Origin of the sequence: Zavarzinia marina, from assembly GCF_021568905.1 — a bacterium.
Taxonomy (GTDB): domain Bacteria; phylum Pseudomonadota; class Alphaproteobacteria; order Zavarziniales; family Zavarziniaceae; genus Zavarzinia; species Zavarzinia marina.
This window is the reverse complement of sequence record NZ_JAKGSB010000005.1, coordinates 272,177-287,041: the sequence shown is the minus strand read 5'-3', so window position 1 is coordinate 287,041 and position 14,865 is coordinate 272,177. Positions and strand designations below refer to the sequence as shown.

Below are 14,865 nucleotides of genomic sequence, written 5' to 3'. Positions count from 1 at the left end.
CAAGGAGGGTGGACCATGTCCGACAAAGACACCGAAACCAACGCCCCCGCCGTTCAGTATCAGGTGGTCGCCGCCGGTGGCGCGGCCCAGATCATCGCTTTTCCGGCGTGCCCTGCAAGCACCGGCCAGATCAAGGCCGAGGAAGCGAACAAGACCGCGTCCGACGCGGACTGAACGACATCATCATCAGCCCAGTCCCGGCACCGACGTGCCGGGACCATCAGGGGCACCGGCCGTCGCCGGTGCCCTTCGCATTTCCACGTGGTGACGGCACCCGGGCGATTACGCCACGGCGCGGACCGGCACCACGGGCAGGCGGTCGACCACCCGCGCCAGGCGACGCTTGGCGACCGCGAGGCGGTGGCTGTCGCGGGCGCGGGGGCGCGACATCTCGATCACCCGGTCGATCCGTCCGGGGCGCGAGCGCAGCACCACGACCCGGTCCGCCAGCAGCGCCGCTTCCTCGACATCGCGCGTGGCGAGAATCATCGCCGGACGATCGCCCTCCCAAAGCTGGGTAATGCCGTCCTGAAGCTCCATCCGCTCGTCCGCGTCGAGTTCGGCGAAAGGATCCTCGAGCAGAAGGACGCGGGGACGGACCGCCAGCGCCCGGGCGAGCGCCACACGGTGGGCCTTGCCGTCCGGCAGTTCGGCGGGCCAGCGCCCGCCATGGCCGGCGAGACCGACCCGGCGCAGTTCCGCCTCGACGCGGGCCGCGCGGTCGGCGAAATGCATGGGTTCGAGGCAGAGGCCGACATTGTCCGCCACCCGCAGCCAGGACAGCAGGCGCGGCTGGGAGAACACCATGCCGACGTCCGCCCCGGGCCCGGCCAGCGGCTTGCCGTCGAGCAGCACGCGGCCCGTGCTCGGCTGTTCGAGGCCCGCGATCAGGCGCAGCAGCGCCCGCCGGCCGAGCTCGGGACCGCCGACCACGGCGACGACCTCGCCGGGCTCGATCGCCAGTTCGATATTGCGCAGCACTTCGGCGCCATCCGCATTCCGCATGCCGAGATTTTCGAGGATCAGCATGTCACCACCCTCCTTCCGGGGGTCATCCAGGATCATCGTCCTGGCCATGATCGTATTAAAGACGACCATTTTTGTCTAGATTTAAAAACGGCTCCAACCGGGGCGCGCCGGCCATGCGTGCGGAAGATGCAGGTCGGCGGCACCGCACCCGATCGGCGATGCCTGAGATCGGGCGGAATTTCGGCCTGATGGACCGACCGAAACGGATGGTTCCCATCTGTCACGCTTGAACCGCTAGAACCGCCCGGCGCCATAGGGTGCCGGATCCGTGAACGGGGTTTCGCCCGCCATTACCTCCGCGAGCAGCCGGCCGGTCACGGGACCGAGTGTCAGACCATGGTGATTGTGGCCGAACGCGAACCAGAGGTTATCGTGGCGGGGCGCGCGGCCGATCACCGGCTTCATGTCGGGCAGGCAGGGCCGCCGCCCCAACCAGGGTTCGGAATCCAGCCTGTCGCCCAGGGGAAGGAGTTCCCTGGCCGCCGGTTCGGCGCGATCGAGCTGGATGGGGCTCGGGGGCGCATCCCGGTCGGCGAATTCGACGCCGGTGGTGAGGCGAACGCCCCGCGCCATCGTGGCAAGCAGGAAACCCTTGTCGACGTCGAGCAGGGTGTGGTTCAGCACAGCCCCGCCGGTCGTTCCATAATGCATATGATAACCGCGTTTCACGGCCAAGGGAAACTGATAGCCCAGATCCGAAAAAACGTCGTCGGACCAAGGGCCTAGGGCGACCACGGCCTGATCCGCCTCGCCCGGGCCGTCGCTCGTCGCGAAGCGCCAGCCGCCGGGCGCCGCCTCGAGGCTGCGGGCATCGCCGGTGACGATGCGGCCGCCGCGCGTCTCGAACAGGGCCGCATAACCCTTCACCAGGGCCGAGGGATCGAGGATCGAAGCCGGGTCCAGCCAATGGATGCCGCCGACCACGACGTCGGACAGGGCCGGCTCCCGCGCCTTCAGGGCCGCCGCGTCCAGGACGTCGTAGCGCAGCCCATGGGGCGCATAGAGGTCCTTCGCCTCCTTGACGCCGTCCTCGAGGCTGGCCTCCTTGCGATAGACCTCGATCCAGCCGACCTCGCGCATCAGATGGCCGAGACCGGAAGCCTGGATCAGCGCCCTGTGCTCCTCCAGGGAATTCTCGATCAGGGGCAGCATCTCGGCCGAGATGCGCGCCAGGCGTTCCGGCGCCGAGTGATACCAGAAGCGGAACAGCCAGGGCGCCACCTTGGGCGCGAACAGCGGATCGTAATGGGCGTCGATATTGTGGTTCATGGCATAGCGCGCCAGGACCGCCAGCTCGCGCGGGAAGGAATAGGGCACCACGCTGGCGCGTTCGATCAGTCCGGCATTGCCGAGGCTGGTCTCCTCGCCCGGGGCGCGGCGGTCCAGCAGGGTGACGGAACGTCCCCGCTGCTGCAGATGCAGCGCCACCGAGACGCCGACGATCCCCGCCCCGAGCACCACGACATCCGACCTGGTCATACCCGTCCATCCCGAAAAACTTGCCCGCCCGGATCATAGACGGGATCGACGGGCGCGCGAAGCCGGCCTTCGCACATGCGGGATCACCATTTGCCGCATGGGCGGGATCCGGGCATGTTCCGGCGGGCGATGAGGCTTGCCAAGCCGGGCGCGCCCGGCTAATCCGAAGTTGTTGGGTTGCGGGCGTTTGCGACGAACACGACATGCGGGGGTGGAAGAAAACATGGTGCTGAACCGGCTGGTCAAAATGTCCAGTTTCGTCGGCGAGCGCGGCCTGCAATGGGTGAGCAACGCGGTCGAAACCACGCTGTTTTCCGAGAATTTCGACGTCTCGGAACAGACCCACTACGAAGTCGTCTACCGCAGCGGCCTGATGACCGTGCGCTATTATCCCCCCCTGGCGGAAGACGGCATCGAGGTCGGGGAAGAGACCATGCCGGTCGCCACCCAGCACCATCCGGTACCCATCCTGCTGGTGCCGCCGCTGGCCGCCGATCCGCTGAACTTCGACCTGCTGCCCAACCGCAGCCTGGTGCGCTTCCTGCTGGCCAAGGGCTTCAAGGTCTATCTGGTCGATTTCGGCAGCCCGAAGAGCCGCCATGCCGACTACGGCCTGATCGACTATGCCGCCCGGCTGCTGCCCGACGCCATCGCCGCCACCCGCGCCCATCACGGCGAGAGGGCGCTCTCCCTCGTCGGCTATTGCATGGGCGGGCTCTTCGCCCTGGTCTATCAGGGCTGGGCCCACGACCCGGACGTGCGCAACATCGTCACCATCGCGACGCCGATCGACAGCCGCGCCGTCGGCATGGCCGGCTGGCTGGTGCAGGCGATGCAGGTGCCGACTCGGCTGATCCGCCGGCTGACGCCGTTCCGCATCGACAAGATCGACGCGCGGCGCCTGATGATGCCCGGCTGGATGGCCTCCAACATCTTCAAGCTGACCAATCCGATCGGGGTCGTGCAGGGTTACGCCGACCTGCTGATGAACCTGTGGGACCGCGAATATCTGATGGAGAACCGCACGGTTTCGCGCTGGTTCAACGACATGCACGCCTATCCGGGCGGCATCGTGAAGGATTTCGTCGTCCGCGTCGGGCTCGACAATGCGCTGGCCAAGGGCAAGATCGAATTGGGCGAGGGCGCGGTCAGCGATTTCGCCGCCATCGCCTGCCCCTATCTGGCGATCGCCGGCAAGAGCGACCAGATCGTGACCCTGGACGCGGCGCGGAAGGTGATGGACGTCGTACCGTCCGGCGACAAGCAGTTCGCCGAGGCGCCGGGCGGCCATGCCGGGGTCTTCGCCGGCAGCCGGGCGCCCGTGACCACCTGGACCATCGCCGCCGACTGGCTGGCGCTTCGTTCGGCGGCGTGAGCCGGCGCGGCGGCAGAGCAAGAGCCGCCGCCGTCGCCCTGATCGCGGGCCTGGCGGCGGCGCCCGGCCGCCCGGCCCAGGCCGCCTGGACCGGCGAACCGGGCCGCGGCCAGATCATCGTCACCTCGACCCTGACCAGGGCGGAGGATGGCTTCGACGACGACGGCCGGCGACGACCGATGGCGAAGACACACAAGATCGAGATCGCGCCCTGGATCGAATATGGCGTGGCGGCCGGCTATCTCGCGGTCCTGCAGCCGACCTGGAGCCGGCTCGACACCGACACCCGCTACGACCAGGGCCTCGCCAAACTGTTTCTCGGCCTGCGCTGCCGGCTGTGGTCGAAGGAGGACGAGGTTCTGTCCCTCCAGCCGGGCCTGACCCTGGCCCTCGGCCCGGAGGGGCGGGCGGCGCGCCTCGGTTCGGCGCCGGACAAGGCCGAGTTGCGCCTGCTCTGGGGCGACGGCTTCGAGATCCCGCATCCCTTCGGCGAAGGCGCCGTTCCCGCCTTCGTCGCCACCGAATTCGCTCCCCGCCTGTCGGAGGACGGCGGCGTCACGCTGCTCGCGGACGCCACCCTGGGGCTGAAGGACGGGAAGGGCGGCATGATCCTCTTCCAGATCTTCAACGAATGGACCGTCGACGCTCCGACCGGGCCCTTCCGCAAGCACCAGCTCCAGCCTTCCATCGTCCGCCCCCTCGATGACGGCCTGTTCCTCCAGGCGGGTGTCAGCTGGGTCTTCGCCGGCGCCGCCACGCCCGCCGAAACCGGCCTCATCGGCGCCGTCTGGCTGCGGTTCTAACCCCTCAGACCGAGAAATATTTGGCCTGGGGGTGGTGGACGACGATGGCGCTGGTCGACTGCTCGGGGTGGAGCTGATCCTCGTCCGCCATTTCGATGCCGATGCGATCGGCACCGAGGAGGGCGAGGAGCTTGTGCTGGTCGGTCATGTTGGGGCAGGCGGGATAGCCGAAGGAATAGCGGCTGCCGCGATAGCCCTGTTTCAGCATCTTGTCGATGTCGCGGTCGTCCTCGTGGGAGAAGCCGAGTTCGCCCCGGATCTTCTTGTGGACATATTCCGCCAGCGCCTCCGCCATCTCGACCGAGAGGCCGTGGAGGTAAAGGTAGTCCTGATAGCGGTTCTCGGCGAACCATTGGCGCGCGATCTCCGACGCCTGCTGGCCCATGGTCACGACCTGGAGACCGATCACGTCCCGCTCGCCGGCCGAGACGTCGCGGAAGAAGTCGGCGATGCAGAGGCCGCCGCCGCGCGCCTGGCGCGGGAAGCCGAAGCGCGCCACCTCGCGCTCGCCGCTCTCGTCGAACAGGACGACGTCATTGCCTTCCGCCGCCGCCTTCCAATAGCCATAGGCCGCCTTCGGCTTCAGGATACCGTCGCGCTGGCACTGGTCGACCAGTCGGTTCATGATCGGCCGGATTTCCCGCGCCGCATACTGGCGGTATTCGTCGAGGCTGCGCCCCGCCTTCTCGAAGCCCCATTGGAACTGATAGAGCATGGTTTCGTTCAGGAAGGGCACCAGGGCCTTCAGGGGCAGGTCCTCGATCACCTGCGGGCCCCAGAACGGCGGCACCGGCACGGTTACGCCCTTGGCCAGTTCTTCGCGCCGGACGCGGGTTTCCGCGTAATCGATCGGGCGCGCCACGCTGGCCTCGCTGGGCGTGCCGATCTTCTTCTTGTTCGAGGGACGGCCGGCGCGCTTTTCCTGGATCACCTTCAGGTGATCGTCGAAATTGTCGTTCACGACGCGCGCCATCAGGTCCAGCCCGTCGAAGGCATCGCGGGCATAGGCGACGCGGCCGGCGCCATAGGCGCGCACGCAATCCTCCTCGACATATTTCCGGGTCAGCGCGGCACCGCCCAGGAACACCGGCACGTCGAGGCCGAGGCGGGTCATCTCCTCCAGGTTCTCGCGCATGATCACGGTCGACTTCACCAGAAGGCCGGACATGCCGACGGCATCCGCCCGCTCCTTCTGCGCCGCCTCGATGATGGCGGCGACCGGCTGCTTGATGCCCAGGTTGACGACGCGATAGCCATTGTTGGTCAGGATGATGTCGACCAGATTCTTGCCGATGTCGTGGACGTCGCCCTTCACCGTGGCGAGAACGATGGTGCCCTTCTCCTGGCCCTCGATCTTTTCCATATGGGGTTCGAGATAGGCGACGGCGGTCTTCATGGTTTCGGCTGACTGCAAGACGAAGGGCAATTGCATCTTGCCGGCGCCGAACAGCTCGCCCACCACCTTCATGCCGTCGAGCAGGAAGTTGTTGATGATGTCGAGGGGCGGGTGCTTGGTCATCGCCTCCTCCAGGTCGTCCTCGAGACCCTGGCGGTCGCCGTCGACGATGCGCTGCACCAGGCGTTCCTCCGCCGTCTCGGCGCGCGCCTTCTTCTCGGCCTTGGCGCCCTTGCGGTCGGCGAAGAGGGCGATGAAGGCCTGGAGAGGATCGTAACCCTCGGCGCGGCGATCGAAGATCAGGTCTTCCGCCGCCTTCACCTCCGCCTCGGGGATCTTGTGCAGCGGCATGATCTTCGAGAGATGGACGATGGCGCCGGTCAGTCCGCGGCGGAGCGCATGGTCGAGATAGACCGAATTCAGCACATGGCGCGCCGCCGGGTTGAGACCGAAGGAGATATTGGACAGGCCGAGGATGATCTGCACCTCGGGCATGTCCTTCGCGATCATCTCGATCGCGTCCAGGGTTTCGAGGCCGAGCTTGCGGTCGTCCTCGTTGCCGGTGCAGATGGTGAAGGTGAGCGGATCGAACATCAGGTCGGCCGGCGGCAGGCCGTGCTGGTTCACCGCGAAATCATAGAGCCGACGGGCGATGCGCAGCTTGTCGGCCGCGGTCTTGGCCATGCCCGCTTCCTCGATGGTCAGGGCGACCATGGCGGCACCGAATTTCTTCGCCAGCTTCAGGCGCAGTGCCGCCGGTTCCTCGCCATCCTCGAAGTTGATCGAATTGATGATGGGCTTGCCGCCATAGAGCTTCAGGGCGGATTCGAGGACCGGATATTCGGTCGAATCGATCACCAGCGGCGCATTCACCGAACCGCGCATGCGGCTGACCACCTCGGTCATGTCGGCGATTTCGTCGCGCCCGACATAGGCGGTGCAGAGATCGAGGGTATGGCTGCCCTCCTTCACCTGGTCGCGGCCCATGGCGACGCATTTGTCCCAGTCGCCCGCCGCCTGGGCCTCGCGGAACGCCTTGGAACCATTGGCATTGCAACGCTCGCCGATCGAGAGATAGGCGTTCTCCTGGCGGTAGGGCACCTGGGAATAGAGCGAGGCTACCGAGGGCACCCAATGGAAGCTGCGGGCCTTGGGCGCCGGGCGCACCCGGTCGCCGCCCAATTCGCGCAACATGGCGTCGAGGGCACGGATATGGCCCGGATTGGTGCCGCAGCAGCCGCCGACGACATTGACCCCGTCCTCGAGCACGAAGCGGCGCACCCAATGGGCCATTTCCTCCGGCGAGAGCGGATAGAAGGTCTTGCCGTCGCGCAGTTCCGGCAGGCCGGCGTTCGGCTGGATCGAGATCCGCCCCGGCCAGTTTTCCGACAGGAACTTCACGTGTTCCGCCATTTCCTGCGGCCCGGTGGCGCAGTTGAGGCCGATCACCGGCACGTCGAGGGCGTTGATCACCGTCGCCGCCGCCGCGATGTCCGGCCCGACCAGCAGGGTGCCCGTGGTCTCCACCGTCACCTGCACCATGATCGGCGTCGTCGCCCCCAGCTTTTCGCGCGCGATCTTCACGCCGTTGACCGCGGCCTTGATCTGCAACGTATCCTGACAGGTTTCGATCAGGATGGCGTCGACGCCGCCGGCGATCAGGCCCTCGGCCTGGACGGCCAGCGCGGCTTCCAGCGGGTCATAGGCGATATGGCCGAGGGAGGGCAGGCGCGTGCCGGGGCCGATGGAGCCGAGCACGAAACGCTCCCGCCCGTCGTGGGCGAATTCCTCGATCGCTTCGCGCGCCAGTTCGGCGGCACTCTTGTTCAGGGCGAAGGCTTCGTCCTGAAGATCGAACTCGGAGAGCGTGATGGGCGAGCCGCCGAAGGAATTGGTCTGCACCATGTCGGAGCCGGCGGCGAGATAGTTGCGATGGATCTCGCGCACCACGTCGGGCCGGGTGCGGTTCAGTACCTCGGTGCAATTCTCCTGGCCGTCGAAATCGCGGACGACGTCGAGGTTCATCGCCTGCACGAGACTGCCGGTGCCGCCGTCGCACAGCAGGATGCGGTCGTTCAAGGCGTCGAGGAACTTGCTCATTTCACGATCCCCAGATCACGATTCTCGGGCGGCGCGCAGGCCGAGGAGATGGCACAGGGCGAAGGAGAGGTCCGCCCGGTTCAGGGTGTAGAAGTGGAAATCCTTGACCCCGGCGGCGGCAAGGCCGCGCACCTGTTCGGCGGCGATGGTGACCGCGACCAGTTTCCGCGTTTCAGGGTCGTCGTCCAGTCCTTCGAAATGGCGCGCCATGCTGTCGGGGATGGACGCCCCCGTGGCGCCGGCGAATTTGACGATCTGCCTGAAGTTCGACACCGGAATGATGCCCGGCACCACGGGCACGGTGATGCCCGCCGCCAGCACCCGGTCCATGAAGCGGAAATAGGCGTCGTTGTCGAAGAAGAACTGGGTGATCGCCCGCGTCGCGCCGGCATCGATCTTGCGCTTCAGATTGTCGAGATCGGCTTCGGCGCTGGCGGCATCGGGATGCACTTCCGGATAGGCCGCGACCGAGATTTCGAAATCCGCGATCTTCTTCAGGCCCGCCACCAGATCGACGGCGAAGGGATAGCCGCCGGGATGCGGCTGATAGGGAGCGCCCGGTTCCTGACTGTCGCCGCGAAGCGCCACGATGTGGCGAACCCCGGCGTCCCAATAGTCGCGCGCCACCGCGTCCACCTCGTCCTTCGTCGCGGCGACGCAGGTCAGATGGGCGGCGGGCTTCAACCCGGTCTCGTCGACGAGGCGCTTCACCGTCTGATGGGTGCGCTCGCGGGTCGAGCCGCCGGCGCCATAGGTCACCGAGACGAAGGCGGGGTTCAGCGGCTCCAACCGGCGCACGGTGCGCCACAGGGCGTCTTCCATCTCCGGCGTCTTGGGCGGGAAGAATTCGAAGGAGACATTGATATGGGCAAGGTTGCCGAGGGTCATGATGCGGGCCCGTCCGTGATGTTGGCGGCCGGGCGCCGGCCCAGCCAGATGCCGACGGTCAGGGGATCGCCGACGAAGGTTTGTACGAGATCGAGATCGAGATTGGCGGCCCGGCCCCAGGCACTCACCTCGCGCCGGCTGAAGCCGAGCCGGCGATGGGCATGCAGGTCGCGCAATTCCTCGCGCTCATGGGGCAGGAAGTCGATCAGCAGCAGGCGCCCGCCCGGCGCCAGCACGCGTCCCGCCTCGGCGATCGCGGCCTGGGGATCGGCGGTGAAATGCAGCACCTGGTGGAAGATCACCAGATCGGCGACACCATCGGCCAGCGCCATGGCATGGAGATCGCCCTGGCGCACCTGGCACTGCGCGAGACCCGCCGCGTCCAGCCGGGCTCGGGCGAGCGACAGCATCTCGTGGCTGATGTCGAGGCCGAGACCGCGCGCGGCGCGCGGCCCGAACAATTCCAGCATCCGCCCGGTGCCGGTGCCGACGTCCAGCATGAAGTCGATGCGGCCCGGCCCGACGATCCGGTCCAGCGCCGCCTCCACCTGCTGTTCGGGCACGTGGAGCGAACGGATGCGGTCCCATTCGGCGGCATTGGCGGCGAAATAATCGGCCGCCGCCTGGGTCCGCGCCTTCAGGATCGCATCGAGCCGGGCGAGATCGCGCTGATGAGCCGGATCGCCCTCGTCCGCCAGGGTTACGATCTCGGCCGCCAGCCGCGCGCCGACACCGTCGGCGGCGGGACGGTGGAACACCCAGGCGCCTTCGCGGAATCGGTCGATCAGGCCCGCCTCCGCCATCAGCTTCAGATGGCGCGACAGGCGCGGCTGGCTCTGGCCCAGGACCTGGGTCAGTTCGGTCACCGTCAGTTCGGCCCGGGCGAGCAGCAGGAGGATGCGCAGGCGCGTCGGCTCGGCCGCGCCCTTCAGGGCGGCGAGGAGTTCGGTCATCGCCGGCCCCCCGAATCGGTCGGCGATCCGAAGGAAGGCCGAAGGGGCCGCGGTCGATCAGGGCGCGCGGTCATGAGCACACATAAACATATCTTTATGTGTTTTGGCAACAACGGCGACAAACCGCTATCGCTGTTGCCACAATGAGACGAACGGGCCCGCATTTGCACCCGCCCGCGCCCCATGGGTCAAATTCGGCTTTAACCCTATGAGAACCATATGTTACCCAACCAATTCCTATCGTCTTGGGTAAGGGGGCCGGTGATTCCGGCAGAGCGGAGGAAATGTGGTGACACAGGATCGCGAGAACGCCAGGGCCGTCGTAGCCGTTCGCCCCGCGCGCCGGCGATTCGGCCGCCTCCTCGCCGCCGGCATGGCGATCCTGCTGATCGCGGGCGTCTCCACCGGCTGCGCCAAGCGCCCGCCCGCCAGCGACGTCGAGGCCGTGGCGGAGTTCGAGCGCCGCAACGACCCCGTCGAGCCGCTGAACCGCTATTTCTTCGAGCTGAACCGCTTCTTCGACTACATGGCCCTGAAGCCGGTGGCCGTGGTCTATCGCAGCATCGTGCCCGACCGGGTACAGAACGGCGTCCGCAACTTCCTGAACAATCTGCGCACCCCGATCATCCTGGCCAACGACCTGCTGCAGGGCGATCTGGCGCGGGCGCGGATCACCACGGCGCGCTTCATCACCAATACGATCGCCGGCGTCGGCGGTTTCTACGATTTCGCCAGCCGCATCGGCTATCCCCGTCACGACGAGGATTTCGGCCAGACCCTGGCGGTCTGGGGGGTCGGCGAAGGTCCCTATCTGGTGTTGCCGCTGATCGGCCCGCGGCCGCCGCGCGATCTGGTCGGTCTCGGCGTCGATCAGCTCTTCGATCCGCTGACCTATGTCCTTCCGGCCAATGACGCCGAAGTCGTCGGCTACGGCCTGCTGGCCGCCGACATCATCGACAGCCGCGCCCGCGGCATCGACGCTTTCGAGGAGATCGAGGCATCGTCCCTCGACCTCTATGCGACGATCCGCAACCTCTATCGCCAGCGCCGTGCCGCCGCCATCGAGAACCGCGACGACGGCCGCGCCGACACGACCCTGGTCCCCGCTCAATAGCCGGCATCGCACCGACCCGGGCCGCGCCGCGGAACCGGCGCGGCCGAAAGGCCGTTTACACCGGACCTGCCAACCGTTCCGTATGAGGCATGACGAAATGACCACCCGACGTCAAATGCTGCTGGCCACCGGCGCCGCCGGCGTCGTTCTGGCGCTGGGCGGAAAGGGCGCCTTCGCCGCCGACGCCGCCACCGCCTTCATCGACGATCTCGGCGGCCGCGCCATCGCCGTGCTTGCCGACGACAGCCTGTCGGCGGATCAGCGCGAGGCCGATTTCCGCGACCTCTTCCTCACCGCCTTCGACGTGCCGGCCATCGGCGCCTTCGTGCTGGGCCGCTGGCGCCGCAGCGCGACGCCGGAACAGATCGAGGAATTCAACCGCCTCTACACGATCGACGTGGTGAAGACCTATTCCCGCCGCCTGTCGCAATATGCCGGCGAACAGCTCCAGACCCTGGGCAGCCAGCCCCAGGGCGACAATACCCTGGTGCACAGCCAGATCGTCAGCCCCAAGGGCGGCGCCCCGGTCGTGGTCGACTGGCTGCTGTCCGGCAACCCGGGCAGCTATCAGATCGTCGACGTGGTGATCGAGAACCTCTCGATGCGCAATGCCCAGCGCGAGGATTTCAGCAGCGTCATCGGCAACGGCGGCATGGATGCCCTTCTCGCCGGCCTGAAGAAGAAGAACGGCGTGAGCTGAGGCTTCACGCTCTTTCCGTTCTCGTCGCCCCGGCGAAGGCCGGGGTCTTTCTCCCGATGGGGCGCCCCTGGCGCCGCGTCCTCTTGACGGCGGCGTTTCGCCTATCGCCCCGGAAACGCCGATTCCTGCGGCGTCGTGTACCAGTCGGGGCGCGGGATGGTCCATTGATCGCCCCAGATCTGGTTGCCGCCGTCGACATGGACGACTTCGCCGGTGATGAAATTGCCGGCCGGCGAGCCCAGATGCACCACCAGTTCCGCGACGTCGAGGGCGGTGCCGAAACGGCGCATCAGATTGGTGTCGGGCATCGCATTGCGGGCTTCGTCCGGATAGACGTTCATGCCCTCGGTCGCGATGATGCCGGGCGCCACGCAATTGATGCGGATGCCGAGCGGCGCCCATTCGATCGCCACGGTCTTCGAAAGCGCGATCACACCCGCCCGCGCGGCGCAGGTATGGGCCACACCGGGCATGCCCCGGCCGACCACGGCGACGATATTGACGATGGCGCCGGGCCGTCCCGCGTCCCGCCACTGGCGCGCCGCCGCCTGCATCATGTACCAGGTGCCGGCCAGATTGGTGTCGACGACGGCGTTGAAGCCCTTGGGCGAGAAGTTGATCGCCGCCTGGGGGAACTGGCCGCCGGCATTGTTCACCAGGATGTCGATGCCGCCGAAACGGTCCGTCGCCGCCTGATGCAGCGCCGCCACCGCCTCCGGATCGCGGATCGAGACGGCATGGGCCATGACCGCCGCCCCGGCACGGTCAAGAAGGGCCGCGGTCGCTTCCAGCTTCTCGATCTTGCGCCCGCAGATCACCAGCTTCGCGCCGAGCCGGCCGAGGGTGACGGCGATCGCCTTGCCGATGCCGGTGCCGGCGCCCGAGACCATGGCGACCTTGCCCGCCAGCAGGTCGGGACGGTAGGACAGGGGCAGGGCGAGGAGTTCGTCGTCCGTGTAGCCGAAACGTTCCATCATCGTCACCCCGGAAATCCCGCCGGCACCTTCACCGGCATATCCATCAGCATCTGCGCCAGCGCCTTGCCCTGCGGATCGATCCGGACCGAGGCGACTCCGCCGCCGCCGAGCGCGTCGTGCAGCATGAAGTTCAGGGCATCGAAGCCCGGCAGGTCGAAACGCTCGACCCGGGAAACCCCCAGATGGCCGAACCAGGCCTTGACCGCGTCGACCGTCAGGGCCGCGCGGATATAGGGCTGATAGTCGGGCCGGCGCGCGATGACGCCGATATTGGCGATGTCGCCCTTGTCGCCCGAACGCCCGACGGCGAGGCGGATCAGGGGCACCGTCTCCACCCCGTCCACCGCCGCGTCGACGGCCGGCACCGCCACGGGCGCGGGTGCTACCGGCGGCACCGGATTGTCGACGGCGAAGCTTTCCGCGCCCAGGGTCACGGTCGCCGGCACCTTGGCCGCCGGCCACAGGAAGGAGAAATTGCGGAATACCGGCGCCACGCCCGGGCGCCCGGCATAGAGGCCGGTCAGGCCCTGGGCCATGGCGGTCGCCGCCGGCACCACCTCCTTGGCCAGCAGGTCGAGGCTGGCGGCGACGGGGGCGCGGGCACCGATCTTCAACACCACCTCGCGCGCCGCCTTGGCGGCCGGCGCGGCATGGGGACCATAGGTCGCCTCGCTGCCCAGAACCTCGATCGAGGTTTCGCTCAGGGGCGGCAGGCCCTTTTCGGCGATCAGGCGCATGGCGCGTGCGACGATGGCGGCGCCCGTCCGTTCCGCCTTGGCCGCCGCCTCGCGCCCGGCGATGGTGACGGCGCCGATCATGCGGAAGCCGTCGGCGAATGTGGCGCTGACCTTCAGGCTGCCGCTGGGCGGGCGGCCCCGGGCCCCGGTCACGCGCACCCGGTCCGGCCCCGCCTGGACGAGGCTGACGGCGCGAAGATCGCAGGCGACGTCGGGCAGCAGATAGGCGGCGGGATCGCCGATCTCGTAGAGAAGCTGTTCGGCCGCCGACAGCGGCGTGATCAGGCCGCCGGTGCCGTCCGGCTTGGTCAGGGTGAAGCCGCCGTCACCCTCCACCTCGACGATGGGGAAACCCATGTCGTCCCAGCCCGGCACCGCCTGCCAGTCGGTGAAGAGGCCGCCGGTACCCTGGGCACCGCATTCGATCAGATGGCCGGCCAGGCTGCCCTGGGCCAGCCGGTCCCAGTCCTGCCAGTCCCAGCCGAAATGATGCACCAGCGGCCCCAGCGTGACGGCCGAATCGACGCAGCGCCCGGTGATCACGATCTCCGCCCCGGCATCGAGCGCGGCGGCGATGCCGCGCGCGCCGATATAGGCATTCGCGGTCACCAGTTTGTCGGGCAGGGCCGCGCCCGTGAACATCTCGCGCACGGCGGCGGCGCGGATCTCGTCCTCCGCCGGTTTCAGATCGTCGCCGGCCACGGTGGCGATGCGGAAGGACAGGCCCGCCGCCTCGGCCCGTGCCGCCAGTGCCGCCGCGCAGGCGGCGGGGTTCATGCCGCCGCCGTTGGAGACGATGCGGATGCCCCGGTCCTTGATGGTGGCGAGATGGGGCGCGATCGCTTCGATGAAATCGGGGACATAGCCCGCCTCGGGCTTCTTCGCCTTCACCCGCGCCAGCAGCGACAGGGTGATTTCCGCCAGCCAGTCGAAGACCAGGAAATCGATGCCGCCGCGCGTCACCAGTTGCGCCGTGCCTTCGAGGGAATCGCCCCAGAACCCCGACGCGCAACCGATGCGCAACGGGCCCGCGCCCTTCGCCGTCGCCACGATCTCCTCCTTTGTTGAATTCAATTCATTTTGAGCGACCATAGCGGAGGACGTGGGGGCAGGCAAGGCCATGCGGTGAACGCGGCCATGCATGCGCACCGTCTTGTTGCATCGCAGCAATCGCAAAGGCATATTGCTCGCATTCGAGAAGGACCCGGTGAGACCCCGGGTGGCTCTTCCGGCCGCCGATCCGCCGGACCATGAGAGGACGCCTGTTGCGCCCCGCCCGGCCCGAAGAGGGCGGCGGGAAAGCGTCCGCACATC

12 protein-coding genes and 1 other annotated feature are annotated in these 14,865 nt (G+C 67.7%); of the genes, 5 read left to right on the top strand and 7 right to left on the bottom strand.

From position 1 onward, the window contains the following. Positions 1–15: 15 nt before the first annotated feature. On the top strand, positions 16–174 hold the full coding sequence (locus tag L2U69_RS15025; protein WP_236107937.1) for a hypothetical protein: 159 nt from the start codon (positions 16–18) through the stop codon (positions 172–174). Between the two features lie 108 nt (positions 175–282). Here L2U69_RS15025 and L2U69_RS15020 read toward each other — a convergent pair whose 3' ends face one another. Then, entirely contained in the window at positions 283–1,029 is a 747-nt protein-coding gene (locus L2U69_RS15020) for an ABC transporter ATP-binding protein (protein WP_236107936.1), read from the bottom strand. Positions 1,030–1,263: 234 nt separating this feature from the next. Beyond that, entirely contained in the window at positions 1,264–2,508 is a 1,245-nt protein-coding gene (locus tag L2U69_RS15015) for an NAD(P)/FAD-dependent oxidoreductase (protein WP_236107935.1), read from the bottom strand. Between the two features lie 223 nt (positions 2,509–2,731). Between L2U69_RS15015 and L2U69_RS15010 the strand changes: the two genes are divergently transcribed. Further along, positions 2,732–3,883: an alpha/beta fold hydrolase gene (locus tag L2U69_RS15010; RefSeq protein WP_236107934.1), complete on the top strand. Its 1,152-nt coding sequence runs from the start codon at positions 2,732–2,734 to the stop codon at positions 3,881–3,883. Next, the gene (locus tag L2U69_RS15005) at positions 3,880–4,686 is read left to right on the top strand and encodes a hypothetical protein (RefSeq protein WP_236107933.1); all 807 of its coding nucleotides are present in this window, start codon (positions 3,880–3,882) and stop codon (positions 4,684–4,686) included. The genes L2U69_RS15010 and L2U69_RS15005 overlap by 4 nt, the downstream gene beginning before the upstream one ends. 4 nt (positions 4,687–4,690) lie before the next feature. Here L2U69_RS15005 and metH read toward each other — a convergent pair whose 3' ends face one another. Genes metH through L2U69_RS14990 form a run of 3 tightly spaced genes read right to left on the bottom strand, consistent with a single transcriptional unit; the run spans position 4,691 to position 10,023 of the window. Next, on the bottom strand, positions 4,691–8,182 hold the full coding sequence (gene metH, locus L2U69_RS15000; protein WP_236107932.1) for a methionine synthase: 3,492 nt from the start codon (positions 8,180–8,182) through the stop codon (positions 4,691–4,693). 15 nt (positions 8,183–8,197) lie between these two features. Further along, complete coding sequence (gene metF, locus L2U69_RS14995; RefSeq protein ID WP_236107931.1) at positions 8,198–9,070, bottom strand: methylenetetrahydrofolate reductase; 873 nt, start codon at positions 9,068–9,070, stop codon at positions 8,198–8,200. After that, a complete protein-coding gene (locus L2U69_RS14990) occupies positions 9,067–10,023 on the bottom strand; it encodes an ArsR/SmtB family transcription factor (protein ID WP_236107930.1) in 957 nt (318 codons plus the stop codon). The genes metF and L2U69_RS14990 overlap by 4 nt, the downstream gene beginning before the upstream one ends. 289 nt (positions 10,024–10,312) lie before the next feature. Here L2U69_RS14990 and L2U69_RS14985 point away from each other — a divergent pair, with 289 nt between their 5' ends. Together L2U69_RS14985 and L2U69_RS14980 are read left to right on the top strand one after the other, a co-directional pair. Further along, the gene (locus tag L2U69_RS14985; protein WP_236107929.1) at positions 10,313–11,137 is read left to right on the top strand and encodes an MlaA family lipoprotein; all 825 of its coding nucleotides are present in this window, start codon (positions 10,313–10,315) and stop codon (positions 11,135–11,137) included. 97 nt (positions 11,138–11,234) lie between these two features. Continuing rightward, a complete protein-coding gene (locus tag L2U69_RS14980) occupies positions 11,235–11,837 on the top strand; it encodes an MlaC/ttg2D family ABC transporter substrate-binding protein (RefSeq protein WP_236107928.1) in 603 nt (200 codons plus the stop codon). Positions 11,838–11,938: 101 nt separating this feature from the next. On the opposite strand, the gene L2U69_RS14975 is transcribed toward L2U69_RS14980, so the two are convergent. After that, entirely contained in the window at positions 11,939–12,814 is an 876-nt protein-coding gene (locus L2U69_RS14975; RefSeq protein ID WP_236108001.1) for an SDR family oxidoreductase, read from the bottom strand. Between the two features lie 2 nt (positions 12,815–12,816). Next, on the bottom strand, positions 12,817–14,601 hold the full coding sequence (locus L2U69_RS14970; protein WP_236107927.1) for an acyclic terpene utilization AtuA family protein: 1,785 nt from the start codon (positions 14,599–14,601) through the stop codon (positions 12,817–12,819). 147 nt (positions 14,602–14,748) lie between these two features. Continuing rightward, positions 14,749–14,804 (top strand) — a sequence feature (sul1 is cis-regulatory element that is thought to sense ions involved in sulfur or methionine metabolism; They are found in Alphaproteobacteria). Positions 14,805–14,865 lie beyond the last annotated feature (61 nt).